Consider the following 8,903-nt stretch of genomic DNA (forward strand, 5'->3'; position numbering starts at 1 on the left):
TCCTTCAGATTCCACCTCACGATGGACACCCTTGTCTTCAGCTAGTGGTTGGTACTATTAACCCCCACATCAGACTTTCACTGACTAGCAAATATTCATGCCAGGCAAACATAAAAGAAGCTGTATGCCAGATCAAAACTCAGCATACAGCCCTACACTCAAATTTATTTTTCATGTATATCGCTGTTATATCTTTTTTAGCTAACTACCAATTTTAAGCTGACAGTAATTATTTATCCTAAGCCGTGATATAAGGTAGTATTGGCTACTGTGATCATAGTCATGAGAAAAGTATTTAAAAATACTCCTGGATAAACATTCCCAGTTAGCTTATAAAAGATCTTATTTCTGAGCAGCATTTTCTGCAATCTTAACAATCAATTCAGTAGCTCTTTTCATGTTTTCCACCGGGATAAATTCAAACCGGCCGTGAAAATTATAGCCACCGGCAAATAAATTTGGAGTTGGAAGTCCCATATAGGAAAGTCTGGCTCCATCTGTTCCACCTCTGATTGGCTTTATATCTGCTTTAATTCCCAGCTCTTCCATTGATTTTTTGGCAAGCTCAATTATCTCAAAATGAGGCTCTACCTTCTCTTTCATGTTATAATAACTGTCTTCCAGCTTTAGTTCAATTACCTCTCCGTACTTATCGTTTAAAAAGTCCACTACCTGCTGCATTAAGGCCTTCTTATTTTCGAACTCTTTTTGAGAAAAATCTCTGATAATATAATTTAATTCAGTATAATCCACACTTCCCTCGATATCAGTTAAGTGATAAAAGCCCTCATAACCTTCTGTATGTTCAGGTGCTTCTGCAGTCGGCAGCATAGAATCTAGTTCCATTGCTATCTTAATTGAATTGACCATTAAATTTTTAGCTGTACCTGGATGAACATTTTTACCCTGAATTTTCAAGTCAGCAGAGGCGGCATTAAAGTTTTCATACTGCAGTTCACCAAGTGGTCCTCCATCCAGAGTATAAGCAAAATCAGCTGCAAAAGTTTCTACATCAAAATGGTCTGCTCCTCTGCCAATTTCTTCATCGGGTGTAAAGCCGACTTTAATACATCCATGCTTGATTTCAGGATTTGAAATTATATAGTCGAGTGCAGTTAGAATTTCAGCTATCCCTGCTTTATCATCAGCCCCCAGAAGTGTAGTTCCATCTGTGGTAATCAGGGTTTTTCCTTTTAATTTTTCTAAGACTGGAAACTCATCTGGGGTCAGACTATAGTTATCATTTAATTTAATATCTCCACCTTTATAATCTACTATCTGCGGATTAGTAACTTTACCATCTAAATCAGGACTGGTATCCAGGTGAGCTATAAAGCCGATAGTTGGAACTTCCTTATCTATATTAGAAGGCAGCTCTGCATAAATATATCCACTTTCATCCTGCTTTACATTTTTAAGACCCAGTTCATTTAATTCTTCAACTAAAAGTTCTCCCAGCTCCAGCTGACCCTTTGTACTGGGAACAGTTTCTGAATCTGAATCAGATTTGGTATCTACTGCTATGTATCTTTTAAATCTTTCTACTATTTTATCCATTTATTTCATCTCCTTTTTGGTTTATATTTCTTAAATAAATTCTTCGTTAAAGATCATTCATTTCCTGCTTAATTATCTTCAGCTATTTAAAAAAACCGACTACTTAATTAAGTAGTCGGTAGTATATTCTGGCCATTATTCTGGTTTTAAATCAATCCTGATATCTGTCCTTTCCTCCAGCCAGTCTAAAATATCATTGATCACCGTTTCTTTTTCTTCTGAATTTAATATCTCATGATAAAGTTCAGGATAGGTCTTTAAGTCCTTATCCTTAGAAGCAATTAAATCATAGAATTTTTCTGAACAGCTAGGATCAACTATTTTATCACCCTCACCGTGAAGAATTAAAACAGGATACTGATATTGATCAAGATTGTCAACCAGCCAGGGTATACCATCATCAATAAAAACAACTTTCATTAATTTTAAAGTGGTAAATTCTGAAACATAGGGATCTTTTTCATAATCATCAACTACATAATCTGATCTGGAAACAAATTTCCCCAGCTCATTGGGAAGCTTCATCTCAGAATTATCTTCAAGGCTCATCTCTTCTAACTCACTAAAAGCATCAAGCTCATTTGTTGCAGCAGCACTTAAAATTTGTCCGTTTAATTTATCAGGATATTTAACACCATAGCCAGCTGCGATAAAGCCACCCATACTGTGACCGAGCATAAAAATTGGCAGCTCAGGATTTTCTTTTTTAACCAGCTCAAAAACCGTATCTGCATCATCTAAATAGGTATTAAAATCTTCAATATAGGACTGAGCCCCATCAGATCTGCCGTGACCCCGATTATCAAATCTGTAAACAGAAAAGCCTTCTCCATTTAATCTGCCGGCAAGGTAATCATATCTGCCCTGATGTTCATTTAAGCCATGAACAATAATTAAAACAGCTTTAGGATCAGCAACCAGATCCCTCTGCAAAAAGAGTTTCTGAGAATCAAAGGTCTCAATAAATTCAGTATTATGCATTATAAAACCTCCCTATATTATTTTCTAAACTCTATTATTATATTAGCGATTAAAAAGAAAGTTCCTTTACAGTTCAGAAATTATATCATCTAAATTAGCAGTTTTCTTTCCACAGACAAAATTGCGGCAGAGTGAAAACTTATTTTCTTCTTTTTCTCCTTCTGGTTGATTAACTTTCAAGAGTAGATCGGGCCTATAATTATCACGCAGATAAGAAAGGAGTGTTTCTACCTTTGACCCATCCGCACTGCCGTAGATATTTATCTCCTTAAAAGGATTTTCTAAATAATGGTAGGTTAAAAGCATAAATATATAATTGACTGGTGCGGCCGCTATCTCTGAAGAAAAAGAAGCAAGCATCTCTTCTGCTTTTTTCCTTAATTCAGCATTATCTAATAAATGAGAAAGCTTAAGCATATTGTAACAGGCAATTGAATTAGCAGAGGGAATTGCACTGTCTTCAGTCTTTTTCTGCCTTAAAAAGAGTTCATTATTCTCCTCTGCAGTAAAATAAAAGCCGGCGGCTTTTTGGTCCCAGAATCTAGAAATCATTGTTTTTGTTATTTTTTCTGCTTTAATTAAATACTCATTTTTTAATGTAGCCTGGTACAGCTCAACAAGTCCCCATAATAAAAATGCATAATCATTAAGATTATCAACTTCTGAATATTTTCTCTGATGATAACTGTGAACTAAATTTACTTCTTCATCCCGCATTTTTTCCAAAATATAATCAGCAGCCTTTTCAGCTAAGACAATATATTCCTGATTATCAGTCACAAAACCAGCTTTTGCTAAAGCAGCAATAGTTAAGCCATTCCAATCAGTTAATATTTTTTTGTCTTTTGCTGGTCTGACTCTCTTTTTTCTTTGCTCAAAAAATTTAGCCTTAATTTCAGGTATTTCAGCAAAATATTCTGCCTGCTTGAGGTTTAAAGTGATTTCACTTTGATTCTGAACTTCAAATACTTCCAGGAATTTCTGATATTCATCTTCGAAAAGCAGATTTTTTATTTCTTTTTTATTCCAGAAATAAAATTTACCTTCAACTCCTTCACTATCTGCATCTTCGGCAGAATAAAAAACCCCATTTTGGTCCAGCATCTCTCTTTTTAGATAGGAGACTGTTTTCTTTATTGTATCTAAATATATATCCTTTTTAGTTATCTGATAGGTCTGAGCATAAGTGTAGATTAGTAAGGCCTGATCATAGAGCATTTTTTCAAAATGAGGCAGCTCCCATTTGCGATCAGTTGAATAGCGGTGAAAACCTCCGCCCAGCTGGTCAAATAGACCGCCTGCCCGCATTGAAGCTAGACTTTCTTCTGTCATTTTTAAATATTCTTTTTCAGAACTTTTCTGCCACTGTTCCAATAAAAAAATTAAATACTGAGGCATTGGGAATTTAGGCTCTTTACCAAAACCAGCGTATTTATCATCATAAGACTTATTTAAAATATTTAAAGCATCAGTAACGATCTCTTGCTCAAGTTCTATTTCCTCTCCACCGCTATTTTGCTGTTTTTGAAGGTGATTGATTACATTTTCTGAATGATTTAATAACTGCTCTCTATCATTGATCCATAAATTATAAATTTCAGGTAATAAACTTAAAAGGCCCATCCGGTTATATTTATCCTTTTTGGGAATATAGGTAGCAGCATAAAAAGGCTTTTTGTCAGCTGTCATAAAAATACTAAGCGGCCAGCCACCACTGCCGGTCATCGCTCTGCAGACATCCATGTAAACCTGATCAATATCCGGTCTTTCTTCTCGATCAACTTTTACTGCTACAAAATGCTTATTTATCATCTCAGCTGTTTCCTGATCAGTAAACGATTCTCTTTCCATCACATGACACCAGTGGCAGGTTGAATAACCAATTGATAAAAAAATTGGTACATCCCGCCTTTCTGCTTCCATAAAAGCTTCTTCAGCCCAGGGATACCAGTCAACAGGATTGTCAGCATGCTGTTTTAAATAAGGACTTGTTTCCTTTTTCAAATGATTTAATGATGCCATTTTACTCACTCCCGTCCCCATGAGCATAACGACTGGCGGCTGCAGCAGCAATTCCGGCCACAAGATCATCTAAAAAGGTATTCACCTTACCATCTTTTTTTGTATCAAGTTCTTTAATTATCCCAATTTTTTCTTTGTCTAAAAACCCATAACTGGTCAAACCAATTGTTCCATAAAGATTAACAATTGAAAGTGGGATAATCTCATCAATTCCGTAAAGTCCCTCATCAGTGTCTATAATACTCTGTATCGGTTCTGGCAGCTCTTTTTTCTCAGCCAGCTGATCCAGAGCAACTCCGGTTAATATTGCATGAGCAACCTCCCGCTTTTTCAAAACAGCATCAACATGTTCATAACAGACTTCTAGCTTAATATCAGGATCATATGGCTCCTGCAGTTTTTTAACCAGCTTTGCTATATCCTCAAGAGTTACTCCTCGCTCATTTAAAACTTCAATTGACTTCTCATATAATTCTTTCATTGAATCATTCATCATAACACTCCTAATTAATTTTATCTTTAAAAATAATTTTAAAATTAATTCTTTAAGCTCATTATACAGTTTTTAATTACAGCTTACAACTTGGGTCAATTTAAAATAACTACCAGTAAAGAAAACCCTTCTCACTGTAAATCAAATTTGAGAAGGGTTTTAATTTATAAAAATTATTTATTCTTTAAGTTCATTATTTAATCTTTCTGATCCAGCCAGCAGGAGCTTCTAAAACACCCAGCTGCATCTGAGTCAGGGTTTCATATAATTTCTTGATTATTGGGCCCATAGCATCCATTCCACTGGGAAAAATAATCTCCTGATCTCCATTAACTATTTTACCCACAGGAGAAATTACAGCTGCTGTACCACAGAGGCCGGCTTCTGCAAAGTCCTTAACTTCCTCCAGTTTTACCGGTCTTTCGGTAACCTTTAAATCAAGATAATTTTCAGCCAGATAGAGAATAGACCTTTTAGTTATTGAAGGCAAAATTGAGCTTGATTTTGGTGTCACCAGCTCCTTATCTTCTGTAATAAAAATGATATTGGCTCCACCACTTTCTTCAACATAGGTTCTGGTGGCAGCATCTAAAAATAGATTTTCGTCATATCCTTCTTCATGAGCTTCTACAGTAGTATTTAAACTCATGGCATAATTTAGTCCCGCCTTAAGCTGACCTGTACCACGAGGAGCTGCCCGATCATATTTGCTGACTCTCAGGATAAGCGGATTTACTCCTCCTTTAAAGTAAGGTCCAACTGGAGTTGCATAAAGTCTAAATTGAAACTCTTCTGCAGGTTTAATGGCAATCACATCTTTAGTTCCAAAAATAAAGGGACGCAGATAAAGAGAAGCCCCTGTACCATATGGCGGCACCCAGTCCAGATTTGCTTTTACTACCTGATCAACTGCTTCCAGAAACCTTTCTTCAGGAAAAGGAGGCATCTGTAACCCCTCTGCCGAATTCAGCATCCGTTTCGCATTTAAATCAGGTCTAAAAGTTACTACACTCCCATCTTTAGTGGTATAGGCCTTTAAGCCTTCAAAAACCTGCTGACAGTACTGTAAGACTGCTGCACTCTCATTGATCACTACATTGGGATCAGAAATCAATTTTCCTTCTCCCCACTCACCATTTTTATAATTTGCTATGTACCTCTTATCCGTCTCATGATATTCAAAACCAAGGTTTTCCCAGTCTAAATCTTTTTTGCTCATTTTTTTTAGCTCCCCCCTACTAGATATATGATTTTTAAAAACATTAAAATCTCTCAGTATTTTAAAAGCTCAATTTTTGACTCCTCCAGCATTTTTTCAGCAAATTCATCAGAATAAGCATTTTTAAAATATATTTTATCAACACCAGCATTGATTAAAATTTTAGTGCAGATTATACAGGGCTGGTGAGTACAGTAAACTGTTGAACCTTCTGTCTTTACCCCGTGAAATGCAGCCTGGGCAACCAAATTTTGTTCAGCGTGAACCCCCCTGCAGATTTCATGTCTTTCACCACTTGGAACCTTCATCTCTTCCCGCAGACATCCGGTAACTTCACAATGAGAAATATCTTTAGGAGCTCCATTATATCCTGTAGCCAGAACTTTCTTATTTTTTACTAATACTGCTCCAACTTTTCGCCTCAGACAGCTGGCCCTGGTAGCAGCCAGATCTGCCATATCCATAAAATATTGATCCCAGTCCGGTCTCTCCAAATTAACCACTCCCATATTAAATGATATTGAACTAATCATAACATTTTTAATTATAATTTAAAAGCCCTCCTCAAAAAGAGAAGGGCCGATAAAATATTAATATATTCTCTTTAATTTGCAGGATTTAAATATTTTAGATACTCCATATCCTCGGAAAGAATGATGGTAGTTTTTTCTTTAAGAGAATTCTTATATGACTGGAGACTGCGCCAGAATTTATAGAATTCAGTATCCTGACTGTAGACATTACTATAAACCTGCAGTGCTTTAGCATCACCCTGTCCCCTGAGTTCCTGAGCTTTCTTTTCAGCCTGAGCACCAATTATTTCAGCTTCTTTATCAGCTTCAGCCTTAATAATCTCAGATTCTCTCTGTCCCTGAGCTCTTATTTGTTTAGCTCTCTGTTTTCTTTCTGAAGACATTCTTTCATAGACTACTTCTTCGTTAGCCTCAGGTAAATCCGCTCTTTTAATTTTTACATCTATTAAGTGAATTCCATAATCTTTTAACTGTTTCCTGCTCTCTTCAGTTATTGAATTGAGATATCCAATTCTTTTTTCAGAGACTATATTATCAAAAGTCTCTGAAGCCAGTTTATTGCGAAGATTGGAATAAACAATATCATCAATTCTGGTCTGAGCAAGTGTCCGCTGTCCACTCATTGTCTGCACAAATTTTAGTGGATCATCAATCTTCCAGAGTGCATAGTTATTAACCAGCAGATGTTTTTTATCAGAGGTAATCAGTTTTCGTGGTTCTATATCATAGGATAAAATTCTATCTTCAAGATAGATAACATTTTGAACAAAGGGCATTTTAAAATGGAGCCCCGGTTCTTTAGAAATCTTTACTACTTCACCAAACTGTTTAACAACTGCTGTCTTTGTTTCATCAACAGTAAAAGTAAAGAAGTTATAAGCCAGCACGATAACTAAAATTAACAGTAAAAAAGTTAGTAATTTTTTCATTTGCTCTGACCTCCGGTATTTCTCAATTTATTTAAATCTAATAATTTCAAAACAGAACTTCCTTCTTTATTTTTAGGAAGTATTATTTTTTCTGTATTTGGTAAAATACCTTCGATAGCTTCAATATAAAGCCTGGTTCTGGTGACATCTTTACTTCCCATCTTATATTCAGTTAAAACATTTTTAAACTTAGCCACGTCACCTTCGGCTCGAGCAACTTTTTCCTGTTTATAAGCTTCAGCTTTATTGATTACATGGGCAGCTTTTCCTTCTGCCTGAGGTATTACTTCATTGGCATAGGCATTGGCCTGATTAATATAATTTTCTTTATTTTCCTTAGCACTATTCACATCATCAAAAGCCGCAGTTACCGGTTGAGGTGGATTTGCATCCTGTAACTTTACATTTTCCACCATCATTCCAGTATCATAGCTGTTTACAAGCTTCTGCAGACTTGTGTGAACACTCTGTGCTATCTCACCTCTGGAAGTAGTTATAATATCTTCAAAGTTAGTTTTAGCTATCTCTTCTCTCATTACTGCCTCAGCCATTTCTTTGAGCAAAGTCCTGGCATCTATGACATTAAAGGCATAGTTTTCAGCATTCTGAATTTTATACTGTACTGCAAATTCAATATGTACAATATTATTATCAGCTGTCAGCATCAGTGCTTCTTCTTTATTCGATCTATATTTTGGATCTGGTGGAGGTGATATTGTTTCATATCCTACCTCTATTTTTCTGACCGACTTAACATCCACAGGTATCACCGTTTCTACTGGTGCTGGAATGTGATAATGCAATCCCGGTCCCACTGTCCGCACATGTTTACCAAACCTTTTGACCAAGCCGACTTCTGGTTCATCAATTGTGTGTAATCCCTGAGCAGCCCAGAGAGTGATAACTACAATTACAATTATCCAGATATTTATTCCACTCAGATATTTCCGCATAAATGATTTAATACTATTAAGCTGCTCTTTTAAATCATTTTTATCTGAGCTTTTTTTAAGATTATTATTATTTAGATCTTTATTCATTTCTAAACCTGCCTCCTTACTTTTAAACTCTATTTAGTCGTTTGTATAATGTCTAAGGCCCGAAATAACAGGGCTCTCGACATAAATTTTTGGTGACTTCCTCCTTAAGATATGGTATAATATAGTTAG

General features: G+C 35.8%; 8 protein-coding genes. All 8 read right to left on the bottom strand.

Features of this window, described 5'->3' with window-relative positions; genetic code table 11:
• Positions 1–342: 342 nt before the first annotated feature.
• The 8 genes from pepT to hflK all read right to left on the bottom strand — a co-directional run bounded on the left by pepT (position 343) and on the right by hflK (position 8,774).
• Complete coding sequence (gene pepT, locus C7958_RS15140; protein WP_111573506.1) at positions 343–1,557, bottom strand: peptidase T; 1,215 nt, start codon at positions 1,555–1,557, stop codon at positions 343–345.
• Positions 1,558–1,692: 135 nt separating this feature from the next.
• Complete coding sequence (locus tag C7958_RS15145) at positions 1,693–2,538, bottom strand: alpha/beta hydrolase (protein WP_111573507.1); 846 nt, start codon at positions 2,536–2,538, stop codon at positions 1,693–1,695.
• 66 nt (positions 2,539–2,604) lie between these two features.
• Positions 2,605–4,560, bottom strand: coding sequence for a thioredoxin domain-containing protein (locus C7958_RS15150; RefSeq protein WP_111573508.1), 1,956 nt, complete (start codon positions 4,558–4,560; stop codon positions 2,605–2,607).
• A 1-nt stretch (position 4,561) separates the two neighbouring features.
• The gene (locus C7958_RS15155; RefSeq protein ID WP_111573509.1) at positions 4,562–5,056 is read right to left on the bottom strand and encodes a phosphatidylglycerophosphatase A family protein; all 495 of its coding nucleotides are present in this window, start codon (positions 5,054–5,056) and stop codon (positions 4,562–4,564) included.
• Between the two features lie 190 nt (positions 5,057–5,246).
• Positions 5,247–6,299, bottom strand: a complete 1,053-nt coding sequence (locus C7958_RS15160) for a branched-chain amino acid aminotransferase (protein WP_258394150.1) — start codon at positions 6,297–6,299, stop codon at positions 5,247–5,249.
• A 26-nt stretch (positions 6,300–6,325) separates the two neighbouring features.
• Complete coding sequence (locus C7958_RS15165) at positions 6,326–6,766, bottom strand: deoxycytidylate deaminase (protein WP_111573513.1); 441 nt, start codon at positions 6,764–6,766, stop codon at positions 6,326–6,328.
• A gap of 110 nt (positions 6,767–6,876) precedes the next feature.
• Complete coding sequence (hflC, locus tag C7958_RS15170; RefSeq protein WP_111573511.1) at positions 6,877–7,734, bottom strand: protease modulator HflC; 858 nt, start codon at positions 7,732–7,734, stop codon at positions 6,877–6,879.
• Positions 7,731–8,774 (bottom strand): FtsH protease activity modulator HflK, encoded by a 1,044-nt coding sequence (gene hflK / locus C7958_RS15175; RefSeq protein ID WP_111573512.1) that lies wholly within the window; start codon positions 8,772–8,774, stop codon positions 7,731–7,733. The genes hflC and hflK overlap by 4 nt, the downstream gene beginning before the upstream one ends.
• Between the last annotated feature and the right edge of the window lie 129 nt (positions 8,775–8,903).

Origin of the sequence: Halanaerobium saccharolyticum, from assembly GCF_003259895.1 — a bacterium.
GTDB lineage: Bacteria > Bacillota > Halanaerobiia > Halanaerobiales > Halanaerobiaceae > Halanaerobium > Halanaerobium saccharolyticum_A.